This window comes from Neptunomonas marina (genome assembly GCF_004005935.1).
In the GTDB taxonomy this organism is placed as follows: domain Bacteria; phylum Pseudomonadota; class Gammaproteobacteria; order Pseudomonadales; family Balneatricaceae; genus Neptunomonas; species Neptunomonas marina.
In genome coordinates, this window is sequence record NZ_SACQ01000001.1 from 742,077 (window position 1) to 758,244 (window position 16,168).

Below are 16,168 nucleotides of genomic sequence, written 5' to 3' on the forward strand. Positions count from 1 at the left end.
GCCTCGCAGGTTTCGGAACTAAAGCGTATTGTCGAAATAGGCACGATGAAAAAAGTGATGGTGGTTGGGTCTGGTGGCTCAGGTAAATCTACGCTCTCGGTTTGGTTAGCTGATGAGCTGCACTTGCCGGTTTATCATCTTGATCGGCTTTACTGGAAGCCTAATTGGGTCAAAACCGAAAAACAGGCGTGGGTTGCGCTACAGCATTCGCTTTGTGAAGAAACGGCGTGGATTATTGATGGTAACTATCAAAGCACACTAGATATCAGGCTCGCTGCCTGCGATACCGTTATTTTCCTAGATGTTAACCGGCTGAGTTGTATCTATCGAGCACTCAAGCGCTCTCTGATCAGTCGTAACCGGCACGATTTAGCTGAAGGCTGTAACGAGCGGGTCGACTTCGGGTTTCTCAAATTTCTTTGGTATTATCCTCGTAAGTCGAAACCACTATTGATGGAAAAACTGGCCGACCTTGACCACGAGAAAACCCTCATCATCGCGACATCGGCAGCCGATGCGCTGCAAAGGGTTCGGCAGCAGCAACACGGCTCATGATAAGGCGGGTTGCTGCGTTTTTAAGTTGCTTTAAGCAGATTATTGATCCATTGAAAGGTATATCTTGGGCTCCCTGAGTATTTAACGGCAGTGATTAAGGTGATTATATGGATGCTATCGTTTGGTTCACTTACGTGGCTACTGTGCTGGTGTTGATGAGTACGCCGGGCCCGAGCCAGCTGTTGATGCTCTCAAATAGCATCAGCTATGGTTTGGGGCGCTCAATGTATACCGCAGCAGGTGATCTTACGGCTAACTTCTTACAGATGATTGTAGCGTCCGTTGGTTTAGCGAGTTTGGTCACCCGCTCCGAAACGTTCTTCATGGTGGTGAAGTGGGCAGGTGTGGCATACCTTGTGTATTTAGGTGCGCGACAGATTTTATCATCGCAGCCATTACACTGTGGGCAAGAGGCTGCGCAGCGGTCGGTATCTTCACTTTACTGGCAGGGCTTTATCACCTCTGCCGCAAACCCAAAAGCGGTTATCTTCTTTGCAGCGCTGTTTCCTCAATTTATTAACCCGCAAAACGACCTGTTACCGCAGTTTATTGTGCTAAGCATAACGTATCTTACGTTGGATGGTGCCTTTCTATTTGGCTATGGTCGATTCGCAGACTGGGTAAGAGGCCATCTCTCTTTTGGCTCGCACGGCGTTATAAACAAAATTTGCGGCTCTCTTTTAATTGGAGCGGCAGTCATGCTCGGCAGTCGGAATATCAAGTAAGCACCGCTAAACTAGCTGAATGATCGCGGTGGGCCCGTTTAACCCAGGATCAGCGTTTCTCTCCATCCATATCCTGAATCTGTTTAAACAGTGCCTCAGCCTCGGCCGTGAGCTTAGAGTAGGTCATTATGTCGCCATTACGTTGGGCATGCATCGCTTCCTCTAATAGCATCGAGTGCTGCTTTTTCAGCTTTTTGGTTGGGTCACTTTTGAAATATGAAAACATGAGGGTGGCTCCTGAAATTTGCTTTCATTTCTATACGGGGCGTTTGATAAAAGCGATGAGCGTTGCTGACTTGTATTCATGTGCTGATCTGCTCCTCTATAACTGAGCAATAAAAAAGGCGACCTGTTTGGCCGCCTTGTTAACTAACGTTGTTGGAGACTTAGTTGATGTTGTCTAAATCGTACCAAGGTGTTGGGTTGATCGGGCAACGGAAACGAACGCCATCTTGCGTAACTGATACGCGAGAGATACGCGTTTGACCCGGCTCAAGTGGGAACATGTCCAGACCTGCATGAGTCTTAAAGTTCTGAATCTGGAAGCCAACAATCTTGTCTGTCTTGTTTGTTACAACAAACTCATACTCGCCCGCTTTTAGGTCGGCTAACGTTTCGTCAGCGGTGAAGTGACCACCATATTGATCTAGGTTGATAACTGTTACGCCATCAGCGCGTGTTTCTGGCGTGCCCGCTGTAGCAAATGGTGCCGCAGCAACAGCAGCTAACAATACAAACAGTGCTGTGATTCGTTTAAAGAACTGCATGTGTTTCTCCTTGGTTTTGCTTTGCTTTATGTTTGTGGGGTTTACTTTAAACGCGCTTATTAAGACGATATATGTCTTAATGTCTCGTATTTATGTTCAGGAGTATTTTTATGCATACCGATGCTCTCAGCGATATCTTGAAGTGGCTGCGCCTTAAAGCGGAGGTTTACCTGCATACCGATTTTCAGGGCTGTTGGGCGGTCGATACGTCTGGTAGCCGCTCTGTACCATTTCACTTAGTGCACAGCGGCCGCAGTTGGCTGCATTTGCAGGATGAGGCCCCGAGGTTGTTGTCGGCGGGGGATTTAGTGATATTTCCGCATGATGCGCAGCACTATTTAAGCAGTGAGAGCCATTGCCCGAATGCTGAACTGGTTGATCAAACGATGGCGCAGTTGGGGGCTCCCGCGCAGGGGGAGGTGACCGGGCTAACCTGCGGCCACTTTATGTTTGAGAACAAAGCCGACTGGCCTTTGTTGGATAGTTTGCCAGCAGTGATTGTGTTAGAGCTGAGCGATACCAGCCGCCTAGGTAATACGCGCGCTCTGTTGCAGTTGCTTATCGCTGAGCTCGAAGAGCAGGGCGCAGGTGCCTCGTTAGCTGTCGACTATTTAGCGCACGTGCTCTTCATTCATATCCTGCGCAGTCAGCTAGAGAAAGGATTACCCTCTGGGCTTCTTAAAGCCCTGTTTTCACCGCAAGTAGGTAAGGCGCTAACGTTGATCCATGCCGATATTGCTAAGCCCTGGACTCTGGCTTCATTGGCGAGTGCCGTGGGTATGAGCCGTGCCGTTTTCGCGGCCGAATTTAAAAGCTTAACGGGCAAAACAGCCATTGCCTACCTATCTGAGTGGCGCATGTTGACCGCAGCTGAGCTGCTGCAAACAACCGATTTAACCCTGTTTGATATTTCAGAGCGTTGCGGATATCAGTCCGAAGCGGCATTCCGTAAAGCGTTTAAGCATGTGACCGGCAAGACACCGGGCGAGGTCAGAAGAGCGGCGGACTAGAAGGCTACATTGGCTAACACGTTATATGGGTGCGACTTTCGTTTTATCTTGCTGAATCCTGTAAGATAGCGCCCTTGCCGAATGCCGCCTGACAATCTTCCGGTTGGCCTGCTGACTAACTAAGACGAGTTTTCAAATGGAAATCAAAGTAAATTTTTTAGATAACCTGCGCCTAGAAGCGAAGTTTGATGACTTCACCGTGATTGCGGATCAACCGATTCGTTATAAAGGTGATGGTTCTGCGCCTAGCCCATTTGATTACTTTTTAGCGTCTTCTGCTCTGTGTGCGGCGTACTTTGTGAAGGTTTATTGCAACGCGCGGGATATTCCAACGGATGATATTCGTTTATCGCAGAACAATATCGTTGATCCCGAAAACCGCTATGACCAAACCTTCCAGATCAATGTTGAACTACCCGATACGATTTCTGAAAAAGATCGCGTGGGTATTTTGCGCTCGATTGATCGTTGCACAGTGAAAAAGGTGGTTCAGCAGTCGCCAACGTTTGCCATCGAGACGGTGGAAAATATTGATAGCGACTCCGGCATTATGGCAGTAGGCATTGAAGATGAAGGCCAGACGATGATCCTTGGTAAGGACTTGCCGCTGGAAGAGACCATCCGGAATATGTCTGAGCTGCTCGAGTCTTTGGGAATGAAGATAGAGATATCTTCGTGGCGCAATATCGTGCCGAATGTTTGGTCACTGCACATCCGCGATGCAGCATCACCGATGTGCTTCACCAACGGAAAAGGTGCGACTAAAGAGAGCGCGTTGTGTTCGGCGCTTGGCGAGTTTATTGAGCGCTTGAACTGTAACTTCTTTTATAACGACCAGTACTTTGGCGAAGAGATCGCCAACGCTGAATTCGTACATTACCCCAATGAGCAATGGTTCCCGCTCACCGAAGATGACCAGTTACCTGATGGGATTCTCGATGAGTATACGCGTGCTATCTACGATCCCGAGGGCGAGCTGTGTGGTTCGCATTTGATTGATACGAACTCTGGAAATATCGAGCGCGGCATTTGCTCACTACCTTTTGTACGCCAGTCGGATCAGCAGGTGGTTTACTTCCCCTCAAACTTGCTAGAAAACCTCTACCTGAGTAACGGTATGAGTGCGGGTAACAACTTAGCTGAGGCAAAGGTGCAGTGCTTATCTGAAATTTTCGAGCGCGCGATCAAGCGCAAGATTATTGAAGAGGAGATTGTTTTACCTGAGGTACCAGCAGAGGTGCTAGCGCAATACCCTGCAATCGTTGAGGGGATCAAAGGTCTTGAGGAAAATGGCTTCCCGGTTGTCGTTCGAGATGCGTCGTTGGGTGGGCAGTTTCCTGTCATGAGTGTCACCTTGATGAACCCAAGAACCGGTGGAGTATTTGCTTCTTTTGGCGCGCACCCAAGCTTTGAAGTGGCGCTGGAACGCAGCTTAACGGAGCTGCTCCAAGGCCGCAGTTTCGAGGGCTTAAATGATGTCCCGAAACCCACATTCAACAGCCATGCAGTCACTGAACCGAATAACTTTGTGGAGCACTTTATCGACTCGACAGGTGTTATTTCATGGCGTTTCTTTAGCACCAATGCTGATTACCCTTTCGTGGCATGGGATTTCTCCGGCTCCAATGAGCAGGAGTGTGAAAGCTTGATGGGTATCTTGGCAACGCTAGAGAAAGAGGTATACGTTGCCACGTTTGATGATTTAGGCGCCGCGGCGTGTCGTATTATCGTGCCGGACTTTTCTGAAGTTTATCCCGTGGAAGATCTGATTTGGGATAACACAAACAAGGCACTCTACTTCCGCGAAGATATCCTTAACCTACATCGCTTAGATGAAGATGCATTAGCTGAACTGGTTGAGCGTTTGGAGGAGAGCGAAGAGGACAACTACACCGATATTCGTACGCTGATTGGTGTTGAGTTTGATGAAAACACAGTGTGGGGCCAGCTCACTGTTCTTGAGCTTAAAATCCTGATCTACCTCGCGCTTGGCGAGCTAGAAACGGCGCTGGAGCTGGTGGAGACATTCCAGCAGTACAATGACAACACCGTTGAACGTAACCTCTTTTATCAAGCCATGAACGCGGTGTTAGAGATTACCCTGGATGCAGAGCTTGAACTGGAAGACTTTGAATTTAACCTGCGCCGTATGTTTGGTAATCAGGTGATGGATGCGGTGATCGGCTCTGTTGAAGGCAGCGAGCGTTTCTATGGCCTGACACCAACCAATACACAGCTTGAAGGGTTGGATCGCCATTTGCGCCTGCTCGATAGCTATAAAAAGCTGCAAGCGGCGCGTGCTGCCAATATAAAATAAAATTATACCGTTATCTATATGGGTAAAACTGCGCACTAACGGGTTATCAGCGCAGCATGAGTAAGGTTGGTCTAGCAACCGTGAGGGGGCGAGTTTTGGGTGTTATACAAGCGGAGCTGTATCTAAATACGAATAACTGACATCCAAAATCGTGCCGGGTGCATGGCGCTTTATTCACGGTTGTTGCGCTACCCGTGCTTTTTATCAAACGCGATGGTGACTTTTGCACCACGTGTTTCTTATAGTGTGCTGCATGCCTAATGATCGAAACGGTTGGTAAGACGGCTGTAAAAGGGCAGAAGCCGATTGAGCAGGCGCTGCGCAGCTACGTATTAACGTAACTGTCATCGATAGGGTGCTGGTGCATCTTACTGCGCTTAATATCTGCGACCCCGATGGCAATCGCATCGGTATTCGAGATGACCCTCGCTTTTAAAATCAATGTAAACGTTGAATTAATTAAAACAAATTTTTATAAATATCGTTTTTTGTTATTTCGTTAATCTGTTGAAATAAAATGGTATTTGTGATCTGTAATATGCTTATTAGATAATAATTCAAACAAAATTGGCTTTTTTAATCATCTCTAATATAATGATCTCAACGACAGACGAGCGGATAAGCGATAGGTAGCGTTTACGCCGTTCTCATTGTCCAGTTGCTCCGCTTGTGACGCGTTTCAAAAGTATCGAAGCTGTATTGTTTACTTCTCTAAATCGCTAACGAGCACATTTATTTATTGGTGAATCTGAAAAATCGGCTTTTTCAAACAGGAGATTTCACCCCGGAGCTAAGCAGGATGCGCAGCTCCGGCCCCTCTTTTTTCAGTGGTTTTCGCCAACGTCCTTGCAAGGTATGCTAGCTCTTTTTTAGCGGCTAGCTCATGCATCTAATTCTGCTCACTCACGAAAGAGAACTTGCGAAAAAAACCAATACTGGTGCGCTGTTGTGTGATCCACTGCCTGGTGTTGTTGTGTCGCGCATCGAGTGGGCACGGAAGAACCCAAATGCCGATCTTTTAAACCTTATCGATCAGCGCCGCGTTGGTTTGCTGTACCCTTCTGCAGAAGTCGCTGCACACACAAGCGTGTTGCCATCTGCGCTAGCAACGCATGGCATTGATACGCTCATTCTGATCGATAGCACCTGGCAAGAAGCGCGTAAGATCTATAACCGCAGTGCATACCTTCATGAGCTGCCGCGCATTTCATTACCCCTCGGCCTTCAATCCCAATTTAACTTGCGCAGAAATCAGCGCGAAGGCGGGCTATGTACCGCCGAGTGCGCAGCACTGCTCATGAGTGAGGCAGGGTTTCGATCGGCTGCGCAGGTGGTTGAGCAGCGTTTTAGCAAATTTCTGTCGGAATTTGGCGCCTGAGCAGGAAAAAGCTGCCGTTTTTTTTCATCAACTTTTCATTTTTTCCTGAAGATCAAGTATCCTGTGGCAAATTCGACAAAGTCAGAACCAGAAACTAACGTTTCGCCGAGTATGGGAGTTATAGCTTTGCAAAATTACGTATTGCGTCTTGATCAGGCGGGTATGGATGATGTTGAAAAGGTAGGTGGTAAGAACGCGTCGTTGGGTGAGATGATCAGCCAACTGAGCGAAGCCGGTGTCAAAGTACCCGGTGGCTTTGCGACGACTGCCGAGGCTTTCCGCGAATTTCTAGAGCATGGTGGTCTTAAAGAAAAGATCGATACCACGCTATCCCAACTCGACGTTGATGACGTGAATGCACTGGCCGAGACCGGAAAAATGGTGCGTCAGTGGATTATGGATGCAGAGTTTCAGCCTGCACTTGATCAGTCGATCGAAACAGCCTTTGCAGAGATGACTGGCGGCAACGAGCAACTGGCGGTTGCTGTGCGCTCCTCTGCAACAGCGGAAGACCTACCCGATGCATCATTCGCGGGCCAGCAGGAAACCTTCTTGAATATTCGCGGCTTGAGCAATGTTAAGCAGGCGATTAAAGAGGTATTTGCATCGCTTTATAACGACCGCGCAATCTCATACCGTGTGCACCACAACTTTGAACACAGCGAAGTTGCATTGTCTGCTGGCGTGCAGCGCATGGTGCGCAGTGAAACAGGCTCATCCGGTGTTATGTTCACGATGGATACCGAGTCTGGCTTTAATCATGTGGTATTTATCACCGCTGCTTATGGTTTGGGCGAAACCGTTGTACAAGGTGCAGTCAACCCAGACGAGTTCTACGTTTATAAGCCAACGCTGAAGCAGGGCGTGCCGGCTATTTTGCGCCGTACACTTGGCTCTAAAGCGATCAAGATGGTTTACGCTGGCGAAGGCTCAACTGCAAGCGCAGTAGAAACCGTCAATGTTGATGCGAAAGATCGTCAGCGCTTCTGTATCAATGATGAAGACGTGCAAGAGCTTGCGAATGTCGCATTGATCATTGAGCAGCACTATGGCCGTCCAATGGACATTGAGTGGGCTAAAGATGGTGACGATGGCCAGCTTTACATTGTACAAGCGCGTCCTGAAACGGTTCGTAGCCGCGAATCTGGCAATGTGATTGAGCGCTACTTGCTTAAAGAGACAGGTAATGTGTTGGTTGAAGGCCGTTCGATCGGTCATCGAATTGGCTCAGGCCCTGTCCGTTTGGTATCTGACTTGTCACAGATGGATCAAGTTAAGCCTGGCGATGTTTTGGTAACCGATATGACAGACCCAGACTGGGAACCGGTCATGAAGCGCGCTGCGGCAATCGTAACGAACCGCGGTGGTCGTACGTGCCACGCTGCGATCATTGCACGTGAGCTTGGTATTCCAGCTATTGTGGGTTGTGGTGACGCCACTGAGCGTCTACAAGATGGCCAATTGGTCACGGTTTCGTGTGCTGAAGGCGATACCGGCCGAGCGTACGATGGCCAGCTAGAGTTTGAACATCAGACCAATAGCGTTGAGTCGATGCCAAACTTGCCGTTCGATGTGATGATGAATGTGGGTAATCCAGACCGCGCATTTGATTTCCAAGCGCTACCGAATGCAGGTGTTGGCTTGGCGCGTCTTGAGTTTATCATCAACCGTATGATCGGGATTCACCCGAAGGCGCTGCTAAACTTAAACGATCAACCGGCTGATGTGCGCCAAGTGATTGAGCGTCGCATTGGTGGCTACGATAGCCCAGTCGATTTTTATGTTGAGAAACTTGTTGAGGGTATCTCGACGCTGGCAGCTGCGTTCTATCCGAAGAAAGTGATCGTGCGTATGTCTGACTTTAAGTCAAACGAGTACGGCCACTTGATTGGTGGTGATCAGTACGAGCCGGGTGAAGAGAACCCGATGCTAGGTTTCCGTGGCGCGGCGCGTTACATCTCTGATGATTTCCGTGATTGCTTTGAGCTTGAGTGCCGTGCGCTCAAGAAGGTTCGTGATGAAATGCGCTTGACCAATGTTGAGGTCATGGTGCCGTTCGTGCGTACGGTAGGTGAAGCGAAACAAGTAGTTGAGATGCTATCTGACAACGGCTTGAAGCGTGGCGAGAATGGCTTGCGCATCATTATGATGTGCGAAATCCCATCCAACGCACTACTAGCGGACGAGTTCTTGCAGTACTTTGATGGCTTCTCAATTGGTTCTAATGACCTCACGCAGTTAACGCTGGGCCTAGACCGTGACTCTGGCATTATCGCGCATCTCTTTGATGAGCGTAATGAGGCAGTGAAGAAGTTGCTGGCTATGGCGATTAAAGCGTGTCGTGACCAAGACAAGTACATTGGTATCTGTGGCCAAGGTCCATCTGACCATCCAGATCTTGCTAAATGGCTTATGGAGCAGGGGATTAGCAGTGTCTCGTTGAACCCAGACTCTGTACTGGACACATGGTTCTTCCTAGCGAATGACGTTCAATAATATCGCGCTGGAAATTTAGAAAAGGGAGCTTTGGCTCCCTTTTTTGTTGTCTGCTATTCGAGTGTGGAGAGCGGCAGTGGCGTGTTAGTTTTTACCGCACGAATCGCGAAGTTGCTGTGTATGTCCTTGACCACTGGGAGTGTTTGTAGCGCTTTTAACCACTGTTCGTAATCAGCCAGATCCTTTACGACAACCTCCAAGCGGTAATCTGATGCGCCTGATACCACGAATGCACTGATCACGTTGTCCATTGCTTGCACGGTGGTTTCGAATAGATCGCTGGCATGGTCGCGGTGGTTATCTAATCGGACATCAACAAATACGGTCATACTGAGCCCAACTTGCTGTCGATCAAGCGCAGCATAGTATCCAGTAACGACTCCCAACTCCTCAAGGCGCTTCCAGCGACGCAAGCAGGGTGAAGCAGATAAGTTTATCGCTTCGGCTAGTTCGACATTGGTTAATCGGGCGTTCTCTTGTAGTAACGCGGCTATCTTTTTATCTGTTTTGTCCATGTGTTGGCATATCTAATTACAATTTAATGATTTATTGGAAGCTTATGCTAATACGGTAGGGTTTCGTAATCGAATTCGCAAGGACATGCTCTCCTAACTCGCTCGATAATGTGCTCTTTTGATGAGCCGTTAAAGGGAAAGGTATGAATGAGCTAAAGGGGCAAGCGAGTCTTGGTATTGCAGCGGGGCTGCTGACGATCTGTATATGGGCGTCTTGGCTACTCTCTATGCGCTATGGCCAGCAATCGAGCTTGAGTACCTATGAGTTGGCCATATTACGTTACGGTTGCGCTGCGCTAGTGCTTTGGCCAGTGCTGATACGTCATCTGCCGAGCTATCTTTGCGTTAAGAAGCGCTATTTGCTTGGTATATGCTGTGGCGCGGGGCTACCGTTTTTCTTTCTATCTTCTCAAGGCATGGCTTACGGACTTGCGGCGGATGCCGGTTTGTTGATTACTGGCACCTTTCCCATTTTTGTGGGGATTATCGCTGCGGTTTTTTATCGTGAGCCGCTTAACCATAGCAAAGTGGTGGGCTTGGCTGCGATTGCTGCTGGGGTTGTTGTATTAGTTGCACGCTCTCTGTGGGCGGGTCAGCAAGAGAGTTTAATTGGCTATGGTTTTTTCCTAGGTGCAAGTGTGTGTTGGGCGCTATTTACCATCTCGTTGCGAGTGTCTGGGTTATCGCCTTGGGCAGGGGCAGCGCTGTTGTGTTGTGTGTCTTCCGTTGTGTTGTTGATGTTATTGCCGTTTACAGATGCTGTACCGTTTGCCAGCGCTAGCTTTGCGGATCTCTCGCATCAAATGTTTGTGCAGTTCCTTTGTGTCGGTATCGTCACGGGGTTTAGCTACGCCTATGCTGTACGTTCGCTTGGTGCAGAGGCAACCTCAGCCATTGGCGCGTTAACCCCTGTATTGGTGGCCATCGGTGGTTACTGGCTATTGGGTGAGTCGCTGACGCCAACCATGCTTGTCGGCTTGGTCTTGATTTCGCTTGGCGTGTTTGTTGCCAGCGGTGTGCTGCGTGCGCTGCATATGAGGCTGATCTCCTCACCTGCTTGATATATAGCAAGTTGCTCGTCAGGGCTGTTAGAATGCGTCTCTTTCTCACCCGGAGCATAGTATGGATAACTTGCTGGCTTGGCAGTATGTCGCCATTGGTATTCTTTTCGTATGGAGTGGCTTTGTTCGCTCTGGCTTAGGGTTTGGCGGCGCCGTCTTGAGCTTGCCATTTCTGCTTCTGGTTCATAACGATGCATTAGTCTTTTTACCTATTATCGCGGTCCACTTGTTGATCTTTTCGAGCTGGATCGCGTGGCATAACCAAAAAAGCCGGCCACACGGGCAGGAGGGGACGATTGACTGGCAGTACTTGGGTGCTTCTCTGCGAGTCATGATCATTCCTAAGCTCATTGGTGTGTTTGGCCTGCTGACATTGCCTACCGCCTGGATGACGAGTCTCATCTTTGTCATCGTGGCTTTCTATGCGGTGGGGTATATTCGTAACCGACCTTTCCAAAGTCGCAGTCGTGCGGTGGACAATACGTTTTTGGCGCTAGGCGGCTACATTAGTGGTGCATCTTTGATCGGAGCGCCCCTTATTGTGGCAGTTTATGCGGGCCGAGTGGCAAAAGAATCGCTACGGGACACGCTCTTTGTACTATGGTTTATCTTGGTACTGATTAAGTGTGCTGCGTTCGTGTGGGCAGGTGTCGATTTTCAACTGATTCATCATCTTTGGTTACTCCCTTGTGCCACACTCGGTCACGTACTGGGTTCGCGTTTTCATCGTAAACTTGTCACCGCTGAGACGCCGGTTTTCTTTCGTGTCTTAGGTAGTGTGCTTTTAGTCGTTAGTTTGTTTGGATTGGTGAAAGCGTGGTGGTAGTGCCGTGTGGTTTTTGGATGCGGCGATCTGTTTTTTAGAAGGAAGTGGTTGTGTTTAGAAAAAAGGCGTTAGCAGTGGCATTGGCTGCATTACTAAGCAGCAGTGTAAGTGGTGCGAATCAAGCGGATGTTGCCAACTATTATGAAGATGCAAACCGCTTGTTCTACTCTGATGACTTGCCAGGAGCGATGATTCAGCTCAAGAATGCCTTGCAACTTAATCCAAAACACCTGCCTTCGCTGCTCCTTTCGGGTGATATTCTCCTAAAAGAAGGTGATGCAGCGGCGGCAGAGTATACATTACGCCAAGCGCAAGAGTTTGGGGCGGACCCCTCTCTGTTGGTGATCAATCTTGCAGAATCCTATCTGCAGCAGGGCAAATACCGCGCATTGGTTGAAGATATCAATGCCGACGATATCAGCCCCACTGAACGAGTGCCGCTGTTAGGCTATCAGGCAGAAGCGTTAACGGTTTTGGGAAAATTTACCGATGCGCACCTCAAAATTGAATATGCCCTTAGCTTAGAGAATAACGCTTTGTTACCTAGCTTGGCTGAGGTAGCGTTATTACTAAAAGAAGGTAAGCGTACCGACGCACAAGAGAAAGCCAAGCAGCTGTTAATGCAATACCCCGATGATCCGCGGGCGTGGAATAGCCTAGCCTCCACGTTACATGCCTCGGGTAGGTTGAGCGAGGCGTTAAAAGCTTATAGCAAAGCGCTTGAGCTAGACCGCGCTCATGTGGATGCTCGAGTGGCCAAGATTGGCATTTTGGTCGACTTGGACCGCAAAGATGACGCCAGAGCTGAGCTTGATGTACTAAAAGAGGTCGCTGAGCATGAGCCTCGCGGCGCTTACTTTCGAGGGCTTTTACTCGAAGATGAAAACGAAACTGAATCTAAAGAGAGCTATCAGCTAGCGGCGCAAATTATCGATGCGGTTCCAGAGCAGCGCCTTAAGTTGGACGCTAGGTTGCTCATGTTGGGGGCTTTATCTCATTACGCGTTGGCTCAGCTAGAAGAGGCAAGAAGCTATCTCGAGCTTTATTTGAGAAGAAACACGACCGATGTGGGTGCACGTAAGCTATTAGGTGATGTTTTGCTCAAGCAAGATGTCCCTGAAGAGGCGATACGTGTGCTTCAGGCGGCAAGGGCGTACGCTTCGCGAGATCCGGCCTACTTGAGCTTATTAGCAGCAGCCTATTCGGCCACTGGTCGTGACACGCAGGCTGCGAGCATATTGGAAGAGGCGGTTGGGCTGTCACGTAACTTAAACTTGCAAACCCAGCTTGCACAGAGCCGTATTAAAGCGGGTAAGAGTGTCGCTGAGGATATCGAGCGACTACAGAGCTTATACGAGAAGAACCCATCTCATCAGTCAGGTGTTGTGCTGCTGGTGCATTATTTGAACGAAGGGCTTATTGATCAAGCCCAAGCTATCGGTAAAACACTCGTCGCTAACTCACCCGATAACGCAACCTATCAGAACCTTTATGGCGTGTCGTTACTGGCGGCTGGGCAGTTGAGTGCAGCGCGCCAACAGTTTGAGCATCTCTTGTCCATCACTCCAGCGTTTCTACCAGCAAAGATAAATATCGCCAAAATAGACACGCTAGAGGGCCAACTTCTTCAAGCACGGGAGTCATTGTTGGCGCTAAATCAGGCGGAGCCAGAAAATGTTAAGGTCGCCTTGGAGTTAGCTCGTGTGGAGGAGGCTGACGGTAATATTGCCGAGGCACGTAAGTGGGCGGAGAGAGCAACAAGTATGCAAAGCGGCTACCTAGAGGCGTCGCTCTATCTGGCTGATATTCTTGTTGCACTGAAAGCCTATGAAGAGGCTGAGAGCGCGATCCGCGCAGCTGTACATGCAAACGGAAATTCTCTGGAAGCTAAGTCGGCGCTGGCTCAGATTCAGTTTATTCAGCAAAAGAATAAAGCCGGCTTAACCACGTTGAAGACGATGGTGAAAGATGCTGGGTTTGATATTGATGCCCTCTATAAAATTGCTCGTCTACAGCTACGGGCGGGGTCGATCAAAGATGCGCAATACTCACTGGCTAAAATACTGCAGGTCGATAGCCAAAATTATCAAGCGTTAGTTTTGATCACTGAGCTACAGAGCAAGCAGGGGCTATTTAATGATGCCCAAACCAGCTTAGATCAGTTACGCGCGGCATATCCTCAAAACCCCGTTAGTGCCAAACTGCAAGGGGACCTTTTCCTCGCACAAGGGCGTCTACCTGAGGCGGAAACGGCTTACCGCGAAGGCCTAGCTCTTCAGCCTGTGGACTCTCTGGCGGTGAGCTTGGTGCGTACATTGCAGCAGCAAGGACGTATCGATGACGCATTGTCTGAAGCTGCGAAGTGGCGCGATACCATGCCTGACAGCTTAATCTTAAAAGCTACCGAAAGTGAGCTGCTGCTTCACAAGCAAAACTACCGTGGCGCTGTTGTATTGTTGGCTGAGCTTTTAAAAGCGCAGCCCGATAACGTGTCGTTGCTTAACAATATGGCCTATGCACTTTCTCATCTTAATGTGGGGGAAGCGCTAAAGTTCGCAAAACATGCTTATGGTTTGGCGCCAGAGAATCCGTTAGTTACCGATACCTATGGTTGGTTATTAGTTAAAAATGGCGATAGAGAAGAAGGCTTAAGGTATCTGCGCGAAGCGGTTGCACGTGCGGCGAACCGACCTGAAATTCTCTACCATCTAAGCTCTGTGCTCGCTGAACTTGGCCGTGATGCGGAGGCAAAGCGCTATATAGTGAAAGCGCTTGCTAGTGACTTGCCTTTCAGTGAGCGGCATAAAGCAGAGAAATTAAAAGAACACTTGTTTGAATGATATATTTAAGTATTTGTTTTTATTTAATTTAATTTGCGTTAATAAAAAAGTTGTTGTTTGAATGGTGTGTTTTGGCTAGAATTTGCGCAAGTTTTAAGTGAGCTGAAAGATAGCGGCTTGATTAGCTGTCTTGAGTCAACCAACGGGTTGAGATTCATGAATTAGCTATATGATCTTTCATTAATACTTTGTTCATCTTGCTACCTTAAGCTATTCCGTAGATAGTTAATATTTTAGGTTGTTGAGATACCTGATTTTGCGCGCGTGCACATTCGCTAGCTTAGGAATAGTCAGCTCGTTTAATTGATAACCGTTTAATAGTGTAGGAAATGGATATGTTGTCACTGTTCAAAAAAGTGGGTGTATGTGCGTTCGCATCGTTGATTAGTGTCGGCGCTCATGCGGCTGTCAGTTGGGACTTTACAGGCAGCGCCGAGCGTATTTCGACCGCTACCGGTGGCTCTTATGAGTGGTCAGGCAGTGATGGTTCTGTTGTGACGTTATCGGCTTGGAATGCGGTTGGCTACAACGACATACAGAATGCTAACCATGTGTTTGGTCGCAACCCTTGGGGTTTAGTTATCGACCAAGATGGTTACCCATGCGGTAGCAATGGCGGTTGCTCAGGCGGTGACTCGCACTATATCGATAACGGAAACGTACAAGAATTTGTGCTGTTTGACTTCGGCGATCAAGAGTTCTCTCTCGAGTCGTTCTATAACGGTTCAGTAGGTAATGACTCTGACGTTACTGTGCTTGCTTATACAGGTAACGGTGATCCTACTCAGAACATCTCTTCGCTGAATGTTAGTGAACTGAGCTCCAATGGTTGGGGTGTTATCAGCCATCACTCCAACACGGGTTCTGGTTACGAAAGCGCTAACAGCAATCTTAACAATGTCTTCTCGAGCTACTGGATTGTTGGTACCTATATGTCTGCAGTGGGTGCGGGTGGTGATTATGTAGGTGATACTGCCTTTGATAGTATCAAGTTTGCGGGCATCACCGGTGAAGTACGTACACCAGGCCCAATCGGCAGCCCTCACACGGGTGTCCCATTACCAGGAACGCTTGCTCTGATGTCACTAGGCCTTGTTTTCGCTGCTCGCCAGCGCCGCCGCAAAGCCTAGGCTTAGTAAGCATGCATAATAAAAAAGCGGGAGTTTACTCCCGCTTTTTTGTTTTCAGCCTAAAACCATCCACTTCAGTAGGTGGTTATGATTTCTATCTTGCTCAGTAGACCGCTTTTTCGACAGTGCCTGCCTGAATATATCTGCTGACTTTCCTGCCGAACCCTCGGCAATTGCTACTTTCACCGGATGGAAGGCGCTGTGATCAAATTAAGCCACACAATGAATCTGGAATCCGCTCCAAAGAAAATTCAGTGACGCTGCACGCTTGGTCCTATTCTGGCCTGCGCTGTTCTTTCTTGAGGGAGGCGATGGCCCTGAAGCTGCGCAATATAGTCAGATGAAGGGCGAGTACGAAGCATTGCGTAAAGTATCGGTGCAAAAGAAGTGCATGTTTGAAAATAAGACGCTCGATGAGCGGGTTAAAGAGAAAGTAAAAGCGTCAGAAGAAAAAGAAGAGAAGCGGGCGATGTCTGATAATGCGATGTAGCTATGCTGCTTTTCGGCATATCCATTAAAAAAATCTAAAAGGGAAGTCGTCCCTGACC

General features: G+C 48.6%; 14 protein-coding genes. 11 read left to right on the forward strand and 3 right to left on the reverse strand.

Annotation, left to right across the window (positions count from 1 at the left end):
- The first annotated feature begins 45 nt into the window (after nucleotides 1-45).
- Together EOE65_RS03540 and EOE65_RS03545 are read left to right on the forward strand one after the other, a co-directional pair.
- Nucleotides 46-555, forward strand: coding sequence for a P-loop NTPase family protein (locus EOE65_RS03540; RefSeq protein ID WP_127692910.1), 510 nt, complete (start codon nucleotides 46-48; stop codon nucleotides 553-555).
- Nucleotides 556-662: 107 nt separating this feature from the next.
- Nucleotides 663-1,280, forward strand: a complete 618-nt coding sequence (locus EOE65_RS03545; protein WP_127692911.1) for a LysE family translocator — start codon at nucleotides 663-665, stop codon at nucleotides 1,278-1,280.
- Between the two features lie 49 nt (nucleotides 1,281-1,329).
- Here EOE65_RS03545 and EOE65_RS03550 read toward each other — a convergent pair whose 3' ends face one another.
- The gene (locus tag EOE65_RS03550; RefSeq protein ID WP_127692912.1) at nucleotides 1,330-1,506 is read right to left on the reverse strand and encodes a DUF6435 family protein; all 177 of its coding nucleotides are present in this window, start codon (nucleotides 1,504-1,506) and stop codon (nucleotides 1,330-1,332) included.
- A 160-nt stretch (nucleotides 1,507-1,666) separates the two neighbouring features.
- The gene (locus EOE65_RS03555) at nucleotides 1,667-2,047 is read right to left on the reverse strand and encodes a hypothetical protein (RefSeq protein WP_127692913.1); all 381 of its coding nucleotides are present in this window, start codon (nucleotides 2,045-2,047) and stop codon (nucleotides 1,667-1,669) included.
- A 110-nt stretch (nucleotides 2,048-2,157) separates the two neighbouring features.
- On the opposite strand from EOE65_RS03555, the gene EOE65_RS03560 reads away from it, so the two are divergent.
- The 4 genes from EOE65_RS03560 (at nucleotide 2,158) to ppsA (ending at nucleotide 9,248) form a co-directional block, all read left to right on the forward strand.
- Nucleotides 2,158-3,057, forward strand: coding sequence for an AraC family transcriptional regulator (locus EOE65_RS03560; RefSeq protein ID WP_164847001.1), 900 nt, complete (start codon nucleotides 2,158-2,160; stop codon nucleotides 3,055-3,057).
- Between the two features lie 136 nt (nucleotides 3,058-3,193).
- Nucleotides 3,194-5,374, forward strand: coding sequence for an OsmC domain/YcaO domain-containing protein (locus EOE65_RS03565; RefSeq protein WP_127692915.1), 2,181 nt, complete (start codon nucleotides 3,194-3,196; stop codon nucleotides 5,372-5,374).
- 883 nt (nucleotides 5,375-6,257) lie between these two features.
- Entirely contained in the window at nucleotides 6,258-6,752 is a 495-nt protein-coding gene (locus EOE65_RS03570) for a DTW domain-containing protein (RefSeq protein ID WP_127692916.1), read from the forward strand.
- 111 nt (nucleotides 6,753-6,863) lie between these two features.
- Entirely contained in the window at nucleotides 6,864-9,248 is a 2,385-nt protein-coding gene (gene ppsA / locus EOE65_RS03575; protein ID WP_420846517.1) for a phosphoenolpyruvate synthase, read from the forward strand.
- A gap of 53 nt (nucleotides 9,249-9,301) precedes the next feature.
- Here ppsA and EOE65_RS03580 read toward each other — a convergent pair whose 3' ends face one another.
- The gene (locus tag EOE65_RS03580) at nucleotides 9,302-9,763 is read right to left on the reverse strand and encodes an Lrp/AsnC family transcriptional regulator (protein WP_127692918.1); all 462 of its coding nucleotides are present in this window, start codon (nucleotides 9,761-9,763) and stop codon (nucleotides 9,302-9,304) included.
- Nucleotides 9,764-9,906: 143 nt separating this feature from the next.
- Between EOE65_RS03580 and EOE65_RS03585 the strand changes: the two genes are divergently transcribed.
- The 5 genes from EOE65_RS03585 to EOE65_RS03605 all read left to right on the forward strand — a co-directional run bounded on the left by EOE65_RS03585 (nucleotide 9,907) and on the right by EOE65_RS03605 (nucleotide 16,110).
- Nucleotides 9,907-10,824, forward strand: a complete 918-nt coding sequence (locus EOE65_RS03585; protein WP_127692919.1) for a DMT family transporter — start codon at nucleotides 9,907-9,909, stop codon at nucleotides 10,822-10,824.
- Between the two features lie 61 nt (nucleotides 10,825-10,885).
- On the forward strand, nucleotides 10,886-11,650 hold the full coding sequence (locus tag EOE65_RS03590) for a sulfite exporter TauE/SafE family protein (protein WP_127692920.1): 765 nt from the start codon (nucleotides 10,886-10,888) through the stop codon (nucleotides 11,648-11,650).
- 50 nt (nucleotides 11,651-11,700) lie between these two features.
- Complete coding sequence (gene prsT / locus EOE65_RS03595; RefSeq protein WP_164847002.1) at nucleotides 11,701-14,490, forward strand: XrtA/PEP-CTERM system TPR-repeat protein PrsT; 2,790 nt, start codon at nucleotides 11,701-11,703, stop codon at nucleotides 14,488-14,490.
- Nucleotides 14,491-14,825: 335 nt separating this feature from the next.
- Entirely contained in the window at nucleotides 14,826-15,620 is a 795-nt protein-coding gene (gene xdp1, locus EOE65_RS03600) for an exosortase-dependent surface protein XDP1 (protein WP_164847003.1), read from the forward strand.
- 268 nt (nucleotides 15,621-15,888) lie between these two features.
- Nucleotides 15,889-16,110, forward strand: a complete 222-nt coding sequence (locus tag EOE65_RS03605) for a hypothetical protein (RefSeq protein ID WP_127692923.1) — start codon at nucleotides 15,889-15,891, stop codon at nucleotides 16,108-16,110.
- Nucleotides 16,111-16,168: the final 58 nt, after the last annotated feature.